Annotated in this window: 15 protein-coding genes; 1 reads left to right on the top strand and 14 read right to left on the bottom strand. The window is 71.7% G+C overall.

Features of this window, described 5'->3' with window-relative positions; all coding sequences use genetic code 11:
* Positions 1–9: 9 nt before the first annotated feature.
* The 11 genes from BUR99_RS00515 to BUR99_RS00465 all read right to left on the bottom strand — a co-directional run bounded on the left by BUR99_RS00515 (position 10) and on the right by BUR99_RS00465 (position 11,645).
* Positions 10–1,137 (bottom strand): heparan-alpha-glucosaminide N-acetyltransferase domain-containing protein, encoded by a 1,128-nt coding sequence (locus BUR99_RS00515; RefSeq protein WP_074258458.1) that lies wholly within the window; start codon positions 1,135–1,137, stop codon positions 10–12.
* Positions 1,134–1,961 carry a universal stress protein gene (locus BUR99_RS00510; protein WP_074258457.1) on the bottom strand — a complete coding sequence of 276 codons (828 nt, stop codon included), beginning with the start codon at positions 1,959–1,961 and terminating at the stop codon, positions 1,134–1,136. The genes BUR99_RS00515 and BUR99_RS00510 overlap by 4 nt, the downstream gene beginning before the upstream one ends.
* Before the next feature lie 104 nt (positions 1,962–2,065).
* Positions 2,066–2,680, bottom strand: coding sequence for a thymidine kinase (locus BUR99_RS00505; RefSeq protein ID WP_074258456.1), 615 nt, complete (start codon positions 2,678–2,680; stop codon positions 2,066–2,068).
* Positions 2,681–3,367: a response regulator transcription factor gene (locus BUR99_RS00500; RefSeq protein ID WP_074258455.1), complete on the bottom strand. Its 687-nt coding sequence runs from the start codon at positions 3,365–3,367 to the stop codon at positions 2,681–2,683. It abuts the gene before it with no gap.
* Entirely contained in the window at positions 3,354–4,505 is a 1,152-nt protein-coding gene (locus BUR99_RS00495; RefSeq protein ID WP_074258454.1) for a hypothetical protein, read from the bottom strand. The genes BUR99_RS00500 and BUR99_RS00495 overlap by 14 nt, the downstream gene beginning before the upstream one ends.
* Complete coding sequence (locus tag BUR99_RS00490) at positions 4,502–5,818, bottom strand: sensor histidine kinase (RefSeq protein WP_074258453.1); 1,317 nt, start codon at positions 5,816–5,818, stop codon at positions 4,502–4,504. Before BUR99_RS00490 ends, BUR99_RS00495 begins: the two co-directional genes overlap by 4 nt.
* Positions 5,819–5,910: 92 nt before the next feature.
* Complete coding sequence (locus tag BUR99_RS00485) at positions 5,911–7,020, bottom strand: Rv2578c family radical SAM protein (RefSeq protein ID WP_084183485.1); 1,110 nt, start codon at positions 7,018–7,020, stop codon at positions 5,911–5,913.
* Between the two features lie 78 nt (positions 7,021–7,098).
* On the bottom strand, positions 7,099–8,793 hold the full coding sequence (locus BUR99_RS00480) for an ATP-binding cassette domain-containing protein (protein WP_234980699.1): 1,695 nt from the start codon (positions 8,791–8,793) through the stop codon (positions 7,099–7,101).
* 413 nt (positions 8,794–9,206) lie between these two features.
* Entirely contained in the window at positions 9,207–10,685 is a 1,479-nt protein-coding gene (locus tag BUR99_RS00475) for a malate:quinone oxidoreductase (RefSeq protein ID WP_074258451.1), read from the bottom strand.
* A 46-nt stretch (positions 10,686–10,731) separates the two neighbouring features.
* The gene (locus BUR99_RS00470) at positions 10,732–11,178 is read right to left on the bottom strand and encodes a VOC family protein (RefSeq protein WP_074258450.1); all 447 of its coding nucleotides are present in this window, start codon (positions 11,176–11,178) and stop codon (positions 10,732–10,734) included.
* Positions 11,179–11,225: 47 nt separating this feature from the next.
* Entirely contained in the window at positions 11,226–11,645 is a 420-nt protein-coding gene (locus tag BUR99_RS00465) for a hypothetical protein (RefSeq protein ID WP_074259371.1), read from the bottom strand.
* An 88-nt stretch (positions 11,646–11,733) separates the two neighbouring features.
* On the opposite strand from BUR99_RS00465, the gene BUR99_RS00460 reads away from it, so the two are divergent.
* On the top strand, positions 11,734–12,354 hold the full coding sequence (locus BUR99_RS00460) for a MerR family transcriptional regulator (RefSeq protein ID WP_074258449.1): 621 nt from the start codon (positions 11,734–11,736) through the stop codon (positions 12,352–12,354).
* A 36-nt stretch (positions 12,355–12,390) separates the two neighbouring features.
* Here BUR99_RS00460 and BUR99_RS00455 read toward each other — a convergent pair whose 3' ends face one another.
* The 3 genes from BUR99_RS00455 to BUR99_RS00445 form a co-directional block, all read right to left on the bottom strand.
* Positions 12,391–13,404, bottom strand: coding sequence for an N-acetylglucosamine kinase (locus BUR99_RS00455; RefSeq protein ID WP_074259370.1), 1,014 nt, complete (start codon positions 13,402–13,404; stop codon positions 12,391–12,393).
* On the bottom strand, positions 13,401–14,660 hold the full coding sequence (locus BUR99_RS00450; protein WP_074258448.1) for a 6-phospho-beta-glucosidase: 1,260 nt from the start codon (positions 14,658–14,660) through the stop codon (positions 13,401–13,403). The genes BUR99_RS00455 and BUR99_RS00450 overlap by 4 nt, the downstream gene beginning before the upstream one ends.
* A gap of 104 nt (positions 14,661–14,764) precedes the next feature.
* Entirely contained in the window at positions 14,765–15,919 is a 1,155-nt protein-coding gene (locus tag BUR99_RS00445; RefSeq protein ID WP_074258447.1) for an ROK family transcriptional regulator, read from the bottom strand.
* Positions 15,920–15,922: the final 3 nt, after the last annotated feature.

Here is a 15,922-nt window from a genome sequence, read left to right as displayed (position 1 = left end):
TCGCCGTGTTCAGCGCGGCGGGGGGCCGGCCTCCAGCGCGCCATCCGCTCGGTTCCGACCGCTCGCCCACCGGAGCGCGCGCTCGAGCGGACCGCGGCCGAGGTAGCGCCGCCAGAGCCAGGCGAAGACCATCGAACCGGCGATCAGCCCGAGCAGCAGCTCGAAGGAGTCGTCGGTGTAGTACCCGCCCTCGACGCGGATCGATGCGGCGAGCACGACGAGGTGCAGCGTGTAGATCGTGAGCGGCATCGACCCCATCGCGATGACGGGTGAGAGCACGGCGCCGGCCACGCGGCGCACCGACGGACGGGCGAAGAAGGTCAGCAGCAGCAGCCCGGCCACGACGACGACCCCGACGCCGACATTGCCGAGGGCCTCGAGGGAAGTGCGCAGCGCCGAGACCCAGGGGTCGGTCTCGTGGGCGGATGCCGCGTCGGCACCGCCCGGCATGACCGCGACGATCGGCAGCAGCACCGCGGCCGTGGCAGCCCCCGCGAGTGCCGCGATCGTCACCACCCGCGGCGAAGCGAGGTCGAAGCGCACGAGGGCGAGGCCGATCATCATGACGGGGACCCACTCCACGACCGGATAGGCGCCGCTGACGAACCAGTCGACGAGGATCGCGGCCGAGCCCTGCTGCAGGTCGACGACGAGGTCGGTGGTGCTCGCGAGCGCGGCGAAGCCCGGCATGATCGCGAGCAGGGCGATGCCGGCACCGAGTGCCGCACGCGCCGGCATGAACAGCAACGGCAGCATGACGAGGAACGCGACCCCGTAGACGTCGAGGATGATGAACACGAGCGGCTGCAGGGTCACGGCGATGATCAGCCCGAGCGCGATGAGGATCACCGCCCGGATCGCGACCTGGCGCCGCAGCAGGTTCCGCCCGGTCGCGATCGGCCGGGTGCCTCCCGAGATGAAAGCCAACCCCATGCCCGCAGTGAGCGCGAACAGCAGCCGGGGCCGTTCGTCGGCGATCGCCAGGAGCGACGCCAGATCAGCGGATGCCACGGCGGGCGCGACGTGCGCGACGAACATGCCGATGAGGGCGAGCCCGCGCGCGGCATCGACGCCGTCGACCCGCCTCGCTCGAGGCGAGGCCGAGGTCGCCGTGGCGACGCGGGCGGCGTCGGTCATCTGAGCACGATCGTCGGCGCCACGAGGTCGGCGAGCACGCCCTGGCTGACGGATCCGAGCAGGAACCTCGCGAGCGCGCCGCGCCCATGACTGCCGACGACGAGCATGCTCGCCTCCGATGCTGCCTCCGTGAGGTCGTGGACCGGGTCGCCGGCGACGACGGTGCGACGCACGTCGAGGCCCGGGTGCGCGGCGGCGACCGGTGCGAGTGCGGCGTCGAGGATCTCCGACTCCGCGCGGGCGAGGTCGTCGGCCGCGATGAGCGGGGCGCCGTAGCCGTACTCTCCGCCGACCATCGCGACGACGTCCCAGGAATGCACCGCGATGAGCGGCTCGCCGGCTCGTTCGGCCTCGTCGGCGGCGAACGCGAGGGCGTGATCGGAGATATGCGAACCGTCGACGCCGACCACGATGCCGCGGCGTTCGCCGGGATCACGATCGGGGATGACCGCGACCGCCGCGCGGCTCACCGCCGCGATGCGCAGGCTCAGGACCCGGCGCCGACTCGCCCGGCGGCCCCCGTGCCAATCGCTGCCGACCACGAGCATCTCGACGTCGGCGGAGATCCGTTCGAAGACGTCGATCGGCGACCCGCGTTCGAGCGTCGTGACGACCTCGAGGCCTGCGTCGACCGAGGCGGCGAGCGCGGCGGCCTCATCGAGGCATTCCCGCGCCCGGACCTCGGCGGGCTCGCTCGATGCCTCGTCGACGACCTGCACGAGTCGCAACCTGCTCCCGGAGCGGGACGCTCGTGCTGCCGCCCAGCCCACGGCGCGCTCGGTGGCGGAACCGCCGGTGCCGACACCCACTGCGATCTCGTTCATGGCGCACCTCCGTGGAGCCTCACTCCATCATCACGCGCCGCGCACCGAAAGCACCAGAGCCGCCGAGGCATCGGCTCCGAGACATCCGCTCGGAGACATCCGCCTCAGTGACGGCCGTTCAGCACTCCACCGCTCTCGGCGAGGTAGCAGACGCCGCAGAGCGACTCGTAGGTGACCGCCTCGCCGTCGATCGCGACCTGAGCGCCGTCGAAGACGAACCGCCCCTCGATCAGTCGCGCGTTGAAGATGGCCTTCCGGCCGCAGCGACAGATCGTCTTCAGTTCTTCGAGGCTGTGCGCGACCTCGAGCAGTCGCCGACTGCCGGGGAACGCCACCGTCTGGAAGTCCGTGCGGATGCCGTAGGCGAGCACCGGCACGCCGTCGAGGAGTGCGATGCGCAGCAGATCGTCGACCTGGTCGGAGTTCAGGAACTGCGCTTCATCGACGAGCAGACAGCTCACGTCGCGGCCGCGTTGCGCGATCACGCGATCGCGATTGGCCGCGAACGCCTCGCGCACGCTCGAGTCGGACCCGATGGTGAAGTCCACCTCGCGCACGACGCCGAGGCGCGACACGATGTCGCAGTCGCCCTTGGTGTCGATTGCGGGCTTCGCCAGCAGCACCTGATGGCCGCGCTCCTCGTAGTTGAACGCCGCTTGGAGCAACGCCGTCGACTTGCCGGAGTTCATCGCCCCATAGCGGAAGTACAGCTTCGCCATCTATTCGAGGTACCCGTCCTCCGCCGCACGGCGGATCAGCTCGGCCTTGCGGCTGGCGGGACGCCCGGCCTTCGCGTACTTCTCGCGCACGCGTCGCAGGTAGGTCTTCGCCGTCTCGTAGCCGACGTCCATGCGCCGGCCGACCTCGACCGTGCTGAGGCCCTGCGCGTAGTAGCGGAGCGCCTTCTCCTCCGCGGCGCTCAGCGCGACACCGTGGCGGTCGGGTGCGACGCCGGCACCCGAAGTGGCAGCGTCGGCCGACGGCGGATGCCGCTGCACCCGCTCGCCGCGCATCACGCGCCGCGCGTAGTCGACGAGTTCGTCGGCGGGCAGGGTCTTCGAGACGAAGCCGGCCGCGCCGGCGACCAGCGAACGCCTGCGCGACTCCTCGTCGTCGATCGCGGTCACCACGATCACCTTCGCCCCGGCCGCGCGACAGGCCCTGATGCGGGACTCGATCGAGACGGTGTCGCCGAGCTGCAGATCCATCAGCACGAGGTCGACGGGGAACTCGGGGTCGCGCACGAGGTCCATCCAGCTGGTGGCACGAATGACCACGGTGAAATCGGCGGCGACGTCGGTGAACCAGCGGGCGAGCCCGTCGACGATCAGTTCATGGTCGTCGAGGATCGCCAGCCGATGCGGCGGTACGGGTACCGGTGTCGGTCCCTGTTCAATCGATGTCATAGCTCAACCCCACCTTCACATTCTCTCGCGTCAGCTCGGCATCCGCACGCAGTGCGACCGCGCGCGCCACGGCGACGAAGCGGTCGAGCTCTCGTCGACTCGGTGGTGAGGCACCCGAGTCCGCGACGAGCACGATGTCCCGGTGGCCGCCGCCGTCGCTCCCACCGGTGAACGCGACCTTGATGAGCCGGGATCGTGCGGAGTCGCCGAGCCAGGAGATCAGCGCGGTCAGGGCGGAGCGCTGGTCCGCGGTGAGCGCCGCCGCCGCACCCGTCGGGTCGTCGACGATCGTGTCGACTCCGCGATTCACTCGGATGTTCGCGGCGAGCTCGTCGAGCCAGGTGGACTCGATGCCCGCTCGCAGCGCCCGGCGGAGCGCCTCGGCAAGCTCTCGTGCCCGGTCGGCGTCGGCCACCGAGATGCGCTCGGCCGTCATCACTCCCGCGAGGAAGGGCAGCACCTCGCGACCCAGTACCGAGACGCGACTCTGCTGCACCGAGCGGGCGATGCCCGCCCGCAACTCGGCGTCGCGCTGCAGTGCCGCCCGGTTCGCCTCGCGCTGCCAGGCGAGCGTCTCGGCCACGATGCCGTACGAGTACCCCGCCGCCGCCGCGGACATCGCGAGCACGGGCGCGGCGTTCAGGGTGATGAGCGCGGCGACCGGCGCATCCGACGCCGTGTACATCGACGCTCCGACGACGAGGATCGAGAGCACGGCCGCAGCGAACACGCCGGCGAGCGCAGCCGAAACCCACGTGCAGAAGGGAGCGAGCGAGAGGATCAGCATGCCGATGACGGTCGGCCCGAAGTCGTCGTAGAACTGCTGGTTGTTGCCGACCGTGCTGACGTACTCGGCGATCGCCGCGCCGACCGCCAGCGTCACGACGAGCCAGAGGCGTTCGTTCGTGAACGGCGCCCGTGCAGGCGACGCCGCGAACGCGGCGGCGACGCCCGCGGCCGCCACGAGCACGAGCGCGAGCACCGCGGCCGGGGGCGAGCCCACCTCGCTCCAGTGCGACCAGGTCAGGCCCGTGGCGAGGAGGAAGGCGAGCACCGCTCCAACCGCCACGATCGGCGAGGCGCTGATCGCCCCGATCGGGTCGGCCTCCTGCTGGGTGAAGCGCAGATGCCCGCTCATTCGCCGCCCTCCGGCACCGTCAGCACGATCGTCGTGCCGATGCCTCTCGTCGACCAGAGGCGAACCGTGCCCTGCTCCTGTTCGATCCTGGCGCGGATGGAGGTGCGCAGCCCGATCCGGTCGGGCGGCACTTCGTTCTCGTCGAATCCCACGCCGCTGTCCATGACGGCGACCGTCACTTCGCCGCCGCCGAGACCCAGCGCGAGCTCGGCCTGGTCCACGCCGGCGTGACGGGCGACGTTGATGAGGCACTGCGCGACCGCAGCATCGAGTGCTGCCACCCGGCGCGGTCCGAGCGTGCCCAGCACCGCGAAGTCGCCGGTGACCCGCACCTCGAGGCCGGCGTTGGCCGCCGCCGAGAACGCGTGCGCGAGCGACGGGACCGTCTCCTCGACCGGCGTTCGAGGGTCGGAGGGCACCCCGTTGCCACGTGCGCGGCCGCGCCATCCGTTCTGCCGTCCGTTCGATGCGGCAGGCGACGGCGCAGCGGGCGCGAACGAGCGCTGGGTCGCGGTCCCGCGCACGGCCGCGCCCGACTCGTCGTACAGCACGTGGTCGATCGCCCAGTCGCGCCCCACGATGAGGCCGAGATCCTGACGGATGCCGACGCGCAGGCGTTCGTCGACCGGGCCGGATCCTGCGGCCGCGATGGCCACCAGGTGGCTGAGCGCTGTGTCGTGCAGGCGCGCGATGGCACGGAGCTCGTAGTCGTGCCGGATCGCGAGCTCCCTCGTCTGCTGGCTCGCCCGATGGAGGCCGGTGTCGCGGCGCATGTCGGACCGGCGGGTGATCCCGTCGAACACCCGTACGATCACGACCACTCCGAACGCGAAGCAGACGGCGAAGTTCGGCGAGTAGACGCCGCCGGAGATGACGACGCCGAGGAACGCCGCCGCCTCGCTCAATGCGAAGCCGAGGGTCGCCCAGGTCAGCCCGATCACAGAGCCGGCGCCCGCGCCGCCGACGAGGAGCAGGGCGGTGCTGGGCAGGGCGAGGACCGCGTTGTTCGTCGTCGGGAACTCACCGCTCGGCATGACCATGATCGTGATCGCCAGCACGACCCCGGCACCGACGATGAGGTACAGCACGGTCAGGGTGACGGTCGGGTACCGGGCGACGAGTGCGAGCAGCACGATCATGATGATCAGGAGCAGCGATGCGGTCCACCGCTCGGGCTGACCGCCGACGGATGCCATGAGGCCGCCGAGCACCACCCCGAGCGCGAGGCAGGTGAACGCCGCTCCGTGCCCGGCGGTCGCGAGCGCCCGGCTCAGCGACTCACGCGCAAGGTGTCCCGGCAACCCCAGGGTCATCGTGATCCTCCGCTCGTACCGCCTGCGAACACCACTGTTCGGGCCTCCAGCGGATTATCCCAGTTTCCGAGGGGCTCAGGGGGACGACGCGATCAGAACAGGGCCGACGGATCCGGCGGGAGGCTCAGCGAATCGGGGAGCCGGTCGTCTGCAGCGACGAGACGTGCACGCCCCGGAGCGCGTTGACCGCCTGCCGGCGCACCGGCGAGCGCCGAGGAGCGCACTCCCCCGGTGACCGGGTCTTCGCGGCCGTGGTCGAGGCCGTGCGCCCTGATCAGCGGCCGGATCCGCTGACCGAGCCACTGCCGGTACGCCTTCGGCGCGTAGGCATTGGTGCCGTAGTACATCGAACGGTACTTCGGCACGAGGTCGGGATGAGCGCGCTCGAGCCACTGCATGAACCACGGCTTCACGGCCCCGCGCAGATGCAGTGCGGAGTAGAGCACACTCGTGCCCCCGGCCGCCTTCACGGAACGCAATGCCTCGTCGAGATGGGCCTTCGTGTCGGTGAGGTACGGCAGGATCGGCATCAGGAACACCGAGCAGTCGAGGCCTGCGTCACGCACCGCGGTGACGGTCGCGAGACGCGCCTTCGTGCTCGGAGTACCCGGCTCGACCGAGTGCTGCAGTTCGTCGTCGTAGATCGCGATCGACATCGCGACGTCGACGGGCACGTGCCCCGAGGCTTCGACGAGGAGCGGCAGGTCGCGTCGCAGCAGCGTGCCCTTGGTGAGGATGCTGAACGGCGTGCCGCTCGACGCGAGCGCCTCGATGATGCCGGGCATGAGGGCGTAGCGCCCCTCGGCACGTTGATAGGGGTCGGTGTTGGTGCCGAGGGCAACGGGTTCGCGCCGCCACGACGGCTTCGCGAGCTCGGGCCGCAGCACGTCGGCGACGTTGACCTTCACGATGATCTGCCGGTCGAAGTCGTCACCGGCATCGAGGTCGAGGTAGGTGTGCGTGGGCCGGGCGAAGCAGTACGAGCATGCGTGGGTGCAGCCCCGATAGGGATTGATGGTCCACCCGAACGGCATCGCCGACTGGCCCGGCACGCGATTGAGCGCGGACTTCGCGAGCACCTCGTGGAAGGTGACCCCCGCGAAGTCGGGCGTCTGCACCGAGCGCACGAGGTTGTTGAGCTTCGCGAGCCCGGGCAGGGCTCCCGACTGCTCGACCCCCAGTTCCTGTCCGCTCCACCGCATGCCATCATTCGAACACATGTTCGAACGAGAAGCAAGTGAGCGGATGCCGCGGCGACGCGCCCCGCGGCATCCGCTCGCTCACCGGAGCGCGCCGGCCGCCACCGGGCTGCCCGCCGCGAGCTCGAGCGACTCACCCGCCCAACGCCGCCGCAGCCACCGGTCGTGGCTCGCGATGACGACGGCGCCGGGGTAGGCGCCGAGCGCCTCCTCGAGGTCGGTGGCGAGCCCGAGCGAGAGGTGGTTCGTCGGCTCGTCGAGCAGGAACACGTGCGGCGGCCGCGCGATCACGAGCGCGAGCGCGAGGCGCCGCTGCTGCCCGACCGAGAGTGCGCCGACCGGCCGCGACTCGTCGCGCGGGGCGATCAGGCCGAGGCTGCCGAGCGGCACCTGCTCGGCCCGCCGCTCACCGAGCGTGCGCTCGTACAGCCGGCGGGGCGACGCTGCGGGGTCGGCGAACCGGACGTCCTGCTCGAGCAGCTGCACGCGCAGCCCCTTGCGCCGGTGCACGGTGCCCCGATCGACGCGCTGCGCACCCGCGAGCACGTTCAGGAGGGTCGACTTGCCCGCGCCGTTCGCCCCCGTCACGAGCAGCCGCGTGAGCGGTGCCACCTGCAGCGTCTCGAGCAAGAGGCGGCCGTCGACGGCGACCTCCGACAGCTGCAGCAGCAGCCCGGACTCCTCGTCGAACGCGTGCGAGCCCGAGGGGATGCCCGCGAAGACGAGCGGCGCAGGCGGCTTCGGCACCTGCTCGCGCTCGAGGGTCTCGAGCCTGAGCAGGGCGTTCCGCACCCGACGGCTCACCTGCTGCTCGACGCGATCGCCACGACGACCGAACGCCATCTTGTTCCGGTCGGAGATGGGCGCGTTGTGCGAGACCGCGCGAGCGGTCTCGGCGAAGCCGACGCGGAGTCGTCGGAGCTCCTCCTGCTCGTCGTCGTACTGCCGCAGCCAGCGCTGCCGCTCCTCGGCCTTCACTCGGAGGAACTCGCTGAAGCCGCCGCCGAAGACGGCCCCGCCCGCGGCGGCGAGCGATCGGTCGGGCGCGGCGTCCTGCATGCCGGGCGCGGCCGGCGCACCGGCGAGCGCGAGCGCGCCCGCCCGGCCGGGGTCGAGGTCGAGCAGCCCCGTGGCCGCGCGGTCGAGGAACGCCCGGTCGTGGCTCGCGAAGACGACCGGCCCGCGCCACGCGCGCAGCCGGTCCTCGAGGAACGCCGCCGCGGCGTCGTCGAGGTGGTTCGTCGGCTCGTCGAGCAGCAACGCGTCGGGGGCGCTCAGCAGCAGCGCGGCGAGCGCGAAGCGCGATCGCTGGCCGCCCGAGAGCTCGTCGACGCGACGGTCGAGGCCGAGGGCACCGACGCCGAGCCCGTCGAGCAGTTCGTCGCGACGCGCCTCGGCGCTCCACACGTCGGCGCGTTCGGCGGCGTCGAGCGCTGCCGAGTAGCGGACGGCGGCGGCATCGGAGTCGACGGCGAGCGCCGCAGCGGCGGCATCGAGCTCTCGCTCGATCGCGCGCACCTCGGCGAGCGCGGCCTCGAGCACCTCGCCGATGCGTTCTTCAGGGCCGAACGGCAGCTCCTGGGCGAGCAGCGCGGTGCGCCTCGGCCGGGTGATGCGACCCGAGGTCGTGGCCTCCGAGCCGGCGGATGCCGCGGCATCCGCTCGCTCGAACTCGCCGGCGATGAGCCGGAGCAGCGTGGACTTGCCTGCCCCGTTCTCGCCGATGAGCCCGAGGCGCTGGCCCGGGGCGACGGCGAACCCGAGGTCGGAGAACACGCGTCGATCGGAATAGGAGACGGAGAGCCCGTTTACGCGGAGATGGTGGGAATGGGTGACGGATACCGCCATGCGATACGCCCTTTGCGCAAAAGCCCCCGGGCAGTCGACGGATGCCGCGGCACGCGTGCCGTAGGCACGATGCACCGAGCTGCGGAACGCGGGCGCACGGCGCCGACGACCGCCCGGGAGCGGAGAGGATCCCGCCGGGCATTGCCGTGGATGGGTGCTCGCCGACGCCGTCGCGTCAGCGCAGGTCACGATCGACGGTGCGATCAGAACCGTGGGCACACCCGATGTCTACGGCGCCTCAGGCGCGGGACGAGGGTGTGTACTCACTTCATAGCGGGTACGACGGTACCAGAGCTCGCCGGGAAAGCCAACTGTCGTCGTGCGCGTTCGACGGACGCCCGTCAGGCCGTGAGGTCGAGCACCTTCGCGGTCGCCGCGATCGAGGCGGCGGCCGCCTCGGGGTCGCCCGAGAGCTTCGTGCCGTAGCTCGGGATCATCTCGCGCAGCTTCGGCTCCCACCCGGCCATGCGGTCGGGGAAGCAGCGGCCGAGCACGTCGAGCATGATCGGGGCAGCGGTCGAAGCACCCGGGGAGGCGCCGAGGAGTCCCGCGATGGTGCCGTCGGCGCCCGTGATGACCTCGGTGCCGAACTGCAGCACGCCGCCCTTCTCGGGGTCCTTCTTCATCACCTGCACGCGCTGGCCCGCGGTGATGAGCTCCCAGTCCTCGCTCTTGGCGGTGGGCATGAACTCGCGCAGCGCCGCGAGCTTCTTGTCGCGCGAGGCGAGCAGCTCGGAGACGAGGTACTTCACGAGGTCGAAGTTCTTCAGGCCCACCTGGAGCATCGGCCCGAGGTTGTGCAGGCGGATCGAGAACGGCAGGTCGAACCACGTCGAGCTCTTCAGGAACTTCGGCGTGAAGCCGGCATACGGCCCGAACAGCAGCGCGGTCTCGCCGTCGACGACACGGGTGTCGAGGTGCGGCACCGACATCGGCGGGGCGCCCTTCGCGGCCTTGCCGTAGACCTTCGCGTGGTGCTGCGCGACGATCTTGGGGTTCGTCGTGCGGAAGAACTGGCCCGAGATCGGGAAGCCGCCGAAGCCCTTGATCTCGGGGATGCCCGAGTGCTGCAGCAGTGCGAGTGCGCCGCCGCCGGCGCCGACGAAGACGAAGCGCGCGTTGATCGTCTTCGGGGTGTTGCCGACGAGGTGGCGCAGGCGCAGCTTCCAGGTGCCGTCCTTCTGGCGCTTGAGCCAGGTGACCTGGTGGTTCGTGGCGATCTCCGCACCGCGGAGCTCGATGTCGCGGAGGAGGAGTCGAGTGAGCGCGCCGAAGTCGACGTCGGTGCCCGAGACCGTGCGGGTCGCGGCGACGCGCGCCTTCGGGTTGCGCTTCTTCGCGAGGAGCGGGGTCCACTCGGCGATGCGCTCGAGGTCCTCCGTGTACTCCATGTCAGGGAAGAGCGGCTGATCCTGCAGGGCGGCGACGCGCTTCTTCAGGTACTCGATGTTGGCCTTGCCCCTGACGAAGGTCATGTGCGGCGCGGTGTTGATGAAGTTGTGCGGCTCGGGCAGCGCGCCCTGCTCGACGAGGTACGACCAGTACTGACGGCTGATCTGGAACTGCTCGTTGATCGAGACGGCCTTGTCGGCGCTGACCGTGCCGTCGGGGTTCTCGGGCATGTAGTTGAGCTCGCAGAGCGCCGCGTGGCCGGTGCCGGCGTTGTTCCACGCGTTCGACGACTCCTGCGCGACCTCACCGAGTCGCTCGTAGACGCGGATCGTCCAATCGGGTTGGAGTTGCGAGAGCAGGGAGCCGAGAGTCGCGCTCATGATGCCCCCGCCGATCAGCACGACGTCGACGGTTTCCTCTGAAGTCACGGATTCCAGTGTAGATGCCGTGGATGGTGCCCCCGACCAGCGGCGTTCAGGTTCCGCGGAGCACCGGCAGGCCCCGCTCGTCGAGCGGCCACGACGGGTTGTGCGCGAGCTCCCACAGGTTGCCGTCGGGGTCGGCCACGTAGCCGCTGTACCCGCCCCACTCGGTCTCGGCGGCGGCCTTGGAGATCGATCCGCCCGCGAGCACCCAGTCGCCGACGGCATCGTCGACCTCCTCGCGCGAGGCGAGATTGATGGCGAGCGCGACGGCCCGGAAGCCCGGTGCGTTCGCGTGCATGGTCGGCAGGGCGGCGTCCTTCGCGAGCTCGGCGGTCTCCCAGAGGGCGAGCACGCCGCCGGGAGTGGCGAAGAAGGCGATGTCGCCGTCGACTGACGACGGCGCCTCGCGCCAGCCGAGCCTGCGGTAGAACGCCGTCGCGGCCTCGACGTCGGCGACGCCGAGTGTGACGAGTGAGAAGCGCTGGGGAATGGCCATGGGCCGACGCTACGCCGCTCGGTGCGATCGCGCACCCATCCGCTCGTTCAGAGCGCCGCGATGCCGCCGGCCACGAGGCCGACGCCTGCCGCGATCAGCCCGGCGGTGAGCGAGGCGGCGCCGATCCAGAGCAGCACGATGAGGCGGTTCGGCTTCTCGGGCTCCCGGCCGAGCACCGAGAGGAAGAAGCCGGCGGGCATGAGGATCGCCGCGATCGGCGCCCCGAGCCGGGCGAGCCAGAGCCAGAACCCGTCGAGTGCGGCGTAGGAGATGACCGAGAGGATCACCATCGAGAGCACGAGCAGCACGGCCGCGTGGGCGTGGCCCGCGCGGAAGAAGTTCGTCTGCAGCCGGTTCGCGGGCGCCAGCCCCCGCACCACGCGGGTGAGGAAGTAGCCGCCGCTCTCGACCGTGACGAGGGCGAGCAGGAGGACGCCGATGAGGATGAGATCTGGTGCGGACGGCATGGCCGTTCCCTTCGTCGCGTGGATCATGATTGGATAGTTGTACTCTCCAATATTAGAGAGTTGCACTATCCAATGCAAGGGGTCCCGCATGCGCATCTCCGCACTCGCCGCCGAGGCCGGCCTGCCGGTCGCGACCGTCAAGTACTACCTCCGCGAGGGGCTCCTGCAGCCGGGCACCGCGACCTCGGCCACCCAGGCGAGCTACGACGAGCACCATCTGCGCCGGCTCCGGCTGGTGCGCGCGCTCACCGGCCCGGTCGGGCTCAGCGTGCAGCAGGCGCGCTCCGTGCTGCAGCTCGTCGACGAGCCCGGCGACGACCTCTACTCCACCCTCGGCCGCGCGGTCGGCGCGCTGCCGCCCGACGGCGCCGAGCCCGCGGGTGCCGACGACCCGTATCCGCGTGCGCGCGCCGCGCTCGAGGCACTCGGCCAGGTCTACGACCCAGAGTTCGCCGCGGTCGCGCAACTCGAGGGCGCGCTCGCCGCCGCCGACGACGCGGGCATGCCGATCACGCCCGAACGACTCGCCCGCTACGGCAGCGCAGCCGCAGACCTCGCCGCCTACGACCTCGAGCGGATGCCTCCTGAGCCCCACGCCGCCGTCGAGTACACGGTGCTCGGCACCGCGCTCTACGAACCGGTGCTGCTCGCGCTTCGGCGACTCGCGCACCAGGACGCCGCCGTGCGACGCCTCGGCCGAGAGGCCTGAGCTCCGAACGGTCGACTGCTCGGGCTCACCGCGTGGTCAACGCGCGACGGGCGCCGCCTCGCGCACGGCCGCGGCGGGCGTCATCCGTGTCGCCTGCGTGACCGCGTCACGCGCCCGGTCGAGCGCTTCGGCGCCGGCCCCCGCCCGTTCGAGCGCGAGCAGCGCCGCTCCGACGATCGGCGACGCATCGAGGATCTCGATGCGCGCCCGGGGAGCGACGGCGGCGAGCCCCGAAGTGATGCCGCCGATGAGCCGTACGTCGCCCGAGCGGACGATCCCGCCGCCGAGCACGATCGGAACGGCGCGGTCGGCGAGCCCGAGTCGCGTCACGCAGGCACGGGCGAACGCCACGATCTCCTCGGCCTGACGATCGACGATCCCCGCCGCCACGGCGTCGCCCGTCCGTGCGGCCTCGAAGACGGCGGGCGCGAGCGCCGTGAGCTCGCTCGAGTCGCGCCGGCCGAAGTGCAGGTCCTCGATGAGGGCGGGCACCGAGCCGGCGCCGAGCTGCTCGACGATCGCCGCGGTGAGCACCGTTCGCGGCCCCCTGCCGTCGACGTCCCTCGCGGCATGCCAGAGCACCTGCTCGCCGATGCCGCTGCCGCCGCCCCAGTCGCCCGAGAGGGCGCCGAGCGACGGGAAGCGCACCTCGGCGCCGTCGGCGCGCACGCCGACCGCGTTCACGCCGGTGCCGCAGACGATCGCCACCGCGTCGGGCTCGTCGGTGCCCGCGCGCAGCACGGCGTAGAGGTCGTTGGCGACGACGGTCGACGACCCGGACCACGCGAAGCCGGCGATCGAGGCGGCGTACTGCTCGACCTCGACGGGCAGGTCGAGACCCGAGACGTAGAGCCCCGCATGCACGACGGGGAACTCCCCCGCAACCGCACGCACGAGCTCGTCGACGACGGCGACCGCCTCACCGAGCCCTTCGAAGTGCGGGCTCGAGCCGGCACCCCGTTCGTGGGCGACGAGCTCGCCCTCGATCGTGAGCGCGACGGCGTCGGTCTTCGAGCCTCCGCCGTCGACGGCGACGATCACGCCGCTCATCGCGCCCACTCCAGGAACGGCGCATTCTCCGCCATGAGCAGGTCGGTGAGCTGCTCGGCCCGGTCGTGCTGCAGCACGAGCGGGTGCGCACGCATCGCGCGGAGCACGCGATCGCGACCGCCGTGCACCGCCGCGTCGAGCGCGAGGCGCTCGTAGCCGGCGACCCCGGCGATGAGACCGCGGATGTCGTCGGGCAGCGGCGCGACCGGGTCTGCGACGAATCCCCCGTCGCGGAACACGGCCGGAACCTCGATGACGTGGTCGTCGGGCAGGAACGGCAGCACCCCGTCGTTGCGCAGGTTGACCACGCGGGAGCGGCTCTCGCCGTCGCGCATCGCCGCGAGCAGCTCGATCGCCGCCTCGGAGTAGAACGCGCCGCCGCGGCCCTCGAGCGCTGCCGGCTTCTCGTGCTGGGCCGGGTCGGCGTAGAGCTCCAGGAGCTCTCGCTCGATCGCGCGCACCGCCTCGGCCCGCGTCGGCTCGTGCAGCTGCTCGCGCAGCACCTCGTCGTGCGCGTAGTAGTAGCGCAGGTAGTACGAGGGCACGACGCCGAGCTGCGCGATGAGCGCCGGTGCCAGGTGCACCTCGCCTGCGAGCTCGCCGAGTCGGTGCTCGAGCAGCCCGGGCAGCCGGTCGGCGCCGTCGATGACGACGCTCCGCTCCCAGGTCAGGTGGTTGAGGCCGACATGGCCGAGGCTCACCCGGTCGTGGTCGACGTCGAAGAGCGAGGCGAAGCGGCGCTGGAAGCCGATCGCGACGTTGCACAGGCCGACGGCGCGGTGGCCCGCCTCGAGCAGCGCGCGGGTGACGATGCCGACGGGGTTCGTGAAGTCGACGATCCAGGCGTCGGGCTTCGCATGCGCCCGCACGACGTCGGCGATGCGCAGCACCACGGGTACGGTGCGCAGCGCCTTGGCGAGGCCACCGGGCCCGGTCGTCTCCTGGCCGATGCATCCGGCCTCGTGCGGCCAGGTCTCGTCGGCGTGACGGGCGTCCTGCCCGCCGACCCGCAACTGGATGAGCACGGCATCGGCATCGGCGACGCCGGCGACGAGGTCGGTCGTGCCGATCACCTTCGCGGCATGCCCGGCGTGCTCGAGCATGCGCTGCGACATGCCCGCGACGAGCGCGAGACGGTGCTCGTCGGGGTCGACGAGACGGATCTCCTCGAGCGGCAGCGTGTCGCGCAGGCGTGCGAACCCGTCGATGAGTTCGGGCGTGTAGGTCGAACCTCCGCCGACGATGGCGAGCTTCATCAGTCCTCAATTCCGTGCGTGGTGCGCCCCGCGCGCGAGCGCGGAACGAAAGGGTCGATGGCCGGGCGGCGGATGCCCCGTGGCATCCGCTCTCTGCGGCCGAGTCAGGTGGCGAGCGAGATGTCCGCCTCGAGGTGGTCGCGGATCTGCTCGACGAGCTGCTGGCGCGCGCCGAGCAGCACCGGCTGGGCGCCGGTGCCGCTCGTGCGCATCGCGAGCTTCGGGTGCGCTGCCGGGTCGACGCGCTCCGCGACGAGCTCGGCGAGGCGGGCACCGCCGGCGGTGCCCGTGGGCCCGCCGAGCACGATCATCGAGGGATCGAGGATCGCGAGCAGGGGGTTGACGGCGAGGATCACCCGGTCGGCGAGCGCCGACAGGGCGTCGTCGTCGGCGGCGAGTCGGGGCAGCACCTCGGCGAGCGTCTCGTCGTCGCCGCCGATGAGGCGGGCGACGGCCGGGCCGCCGAGCAGGTCGGTGAAGTCGTTCGCCGCGGGGGCGAGCGGAGCCGCCGTTCTCGGCACCGCGAGGTAGCCGATCTCTCCGGCCCCGCCCGAGGCACCGCGGTGCACCACCCCGCCGAGGTCGAGTCCGACGCCGAGACCGTCGCCGATCCAGAACAGCGCGAAGCTCGCAGCCTGCTGCGCCGCGCCGGACGAGCGCTCGGCCATCGTCGCGAGGTTGACGTCGTTGTCGATCGTCACCTGGAGGCCGAGCTCCTGCTCGATGCGAGCCCGCGACCCGACCTCCGGCCACCCGGGCAGGGTGTCGGTGAACGAGAGCTCGTCGCCGTCGACGAAGAACGCGGCCTGCACGCCGATCACGACGCGGCTGACCGTGCTCTCGTCGATGCCGGCCTCCGCGCAGGCGGCCCGAACGGCGGCGCGCACGTCGCCCTCGGGAGAACGCTCGTGCCCATCGGTCGCGATCTGCACGATCGGGTGGTCGTGGTCGACGGCGTCGACCACGACCGCCTGGATGGCGCGGTCGAGGATCGAGATCGCGACGCCCGTGATGCGATCGGTGCGCACACCGTACGTGATCGCGTTCGGCCCGCGGCCGCCCGACCGCTCGCCGACCGGCCGGATGAGGCCGACCCGCTCGAGCCGGGCGAGCATCTGCGATGCGGTCGGCTTCGAGAGCCCGGTGAGCTCGCCGAGACGCGACCGTGTGAGCGGACCGTGTTCGAGGAGGAGCCGAAAGGCGGTGCGGTCGTTGCGCGCCGCGAGCCACGTCGGGGTGCCCGGGTCGATCTGGTTCACGGC

This window comes from Agromyces cerinus subsp. cerinus (genome assembly GCF_900142065.1).
Taxonomy (GTDB): domain Bacteria; phylum Actinomycetota; class Actinomycetes; order Actinomycetales; family Microbacteriaceae; genus Agromyces; species Agromyces cerinus.
Note: the sequence above shows the minus strand (reverse complement) of the source record. Positions and strands in the feature narration are given on the sequence as shown.